The organism is Paenibacillus sp. 01L418 (assembly GCF_056400045.1).
Genome location: NZ_JBFTSN010000691.1, coordinates 1 through 1,932, shown reverse-complemented (window position 1 = coordinate 1,932; position 1,932 = coordinate 1). Strand labels below are relative to the sequence as shown.

2 protein-coding genes are annotated in these 1,932 nt (G+C 38.4%); both read right to left on the bottom strand.

What is annotated here, in order from left to right:
- Nucleotides 1–50: 50 nt before the first annotated feature.
- Nucleotides 51–371 (bottom strand): transposase, encoded by a 321-nt coding sequence (locus AC1DSE_RS34720; protein WP_076269945.1) that lies wholly within the window; start codon nucleotides 369–371, stop codon nucleotides 51–53.
- A gap of 1,070 nt (nucleotides 372–1,441) precedes the next feature.
- On the bottom strand, nucleotides 1,442–1,932 hold a 491-nt coding region (locus tag AC1DSE_RS34715), incomplete at its 5' end, for a DUF3231 family protein (protein WP_477529058.1).

Here is a 1,932-nt window from a genome sequence, read left to right as displayed (position 1 = left end):
ACAAGCTTTGGTGATCGTAACTTCCCCGTGAATCAACTCAACCAGTTCAACTATGATTTTTGGTGACAACTCCTTTCCATTTCCTTGTACTTTTTTAGCACATCTATTTGTTGCTTTAAGAACCGATTCTCCGCCTTTATTTGCTCCAGTTCCGAGGTAAACTCAGGTCCTTTACCGTAGCTGTATTGTTTGCCTACAGGTTGCTCCAAGCGGTTTAACTCGCCCTTGCGGTACCATCGCATCCAGGTTTCCAATTGCGTCTTATTTCGTATGCTCAGCTGCTCCATGACCTCTTTCACTGGAACTCCTGTTATTCTCAATTCAATGGCTTTCATTTTTGTTTCCACTGGGTAACTTACTCTTGTTGCCAACGTAAAAACACCTCCAAGGTTGTCTCCATATCTTACGACATGGTTGCATTTTCTTGAAGGTGTTTTGATTTGTCTCACGTTATGGGGTCAGTCCCGAGTAAGAAAAAATTGAAAACCTTTTTTKATGAAAAGGAATTAGAACCACGTACTTTTTCGATTTCTCATAACGAAAAAGTACATATGGTTGAAAGTGATTTCCTCATCAATTTGATTGTGAATTCCACGCCGGAGCACGAGCAAAGAAAAATTTTAGAAATGATCGTTGCTATTGATTTTAAAAACGGGGACGTAAATCATTTTCTCGAACATTTGGCCAAAGGCTATGTCGTGAATAATTTTTAATATGAGGAAACCAAATATAGCGCCAGCCCAGCTTTAAAAAAGGTTGCTCAAGCCAAAGCGGAACTTAAAGCAATTAATTAACTTTTGAAAAAGTCACAGTGGCGCGGTTTATTCAGCGCTATTGTGACTTTTTCAGCAATGAAGCAAAGACGATATCAGATATTGATTTTATGATTTCTTATCTTCGGATTTACAGCTTGTACAACAGTAAAGCTGCGAGAAAATACGGTGAACGAGTTAAGTAATTTGATGAATATCTTTGTACGTGGGAGGTTATGTCTTTGAGCCAAATTGTAAAAGGAGAAATATCAGTTTGTTGCAAAAAGCCAGTCACACGCGGAGATACCACAAGAGATACTGCACAAAATGTAATATGGAGTGCCAAGTAATTCAGTGAATATTGAATTACTATAGGACCCGTATTTAATATACGGGACCACTGGATTAGATTGTCATTCTCTTAACGTTTGATGATAGCACAAATATAACATAACTTTTTTCTTCCTTTTATAAGCTTTAAATTTTCACAATATGCACATTTCATAGGCWCTCACCTCCTGAGTTATTATGTCCGATGGTCGTTAAGGAATATACAGGTAAGTTGAACATTGAAGATTACGGGAGTAGCAAGCATGTTACATTAATCTCAAAGYAGTTTGAAAAGGAAATTTGTAATTACATGAGGAGGATTAAAAAACCTGCCCATTGGGCAGGTTGGCAACTTATTCTTATGCGTTAGCAGTCTCTGGTCGCTTWACTTGAAGTGGAGGAGGTATAAGCCAACCTTTTTCTTTGCTYAGTTCGAGTATTTTAACRCCTAGTGCAGTTTTAGTAAGATGATATTTCGCAAATAAAGCTCCAATATCTTCTCTAATAGACTGACCCATAACTTGGCTACAWGCRACTAGTCCAAGTGATGTGTCAGCRGCAATTTTAGCRGCAATTTCRGGATCAGAGAATCTTGCACCTACAGGGATGTCTTCGAGTTTAACAGRGGGTCTTTCAGGCATCATAGGTACGGAAGCAATTCCGTTATCAGTAAGCAATGTATCACATTCTTTAATYTCCATCTTKGCTTGATCAATGAGAGCATCCAGTATTTTTTTTAAGTCTTTGTCTCCAGCRTGGTTTAAGTATGCTTGGTAACAGGATACAGCGCCTTTTGCTACAGTTGAAGCCTGCCAAACACTAAATATTTCACCGTAGTGCATTGGTTCAT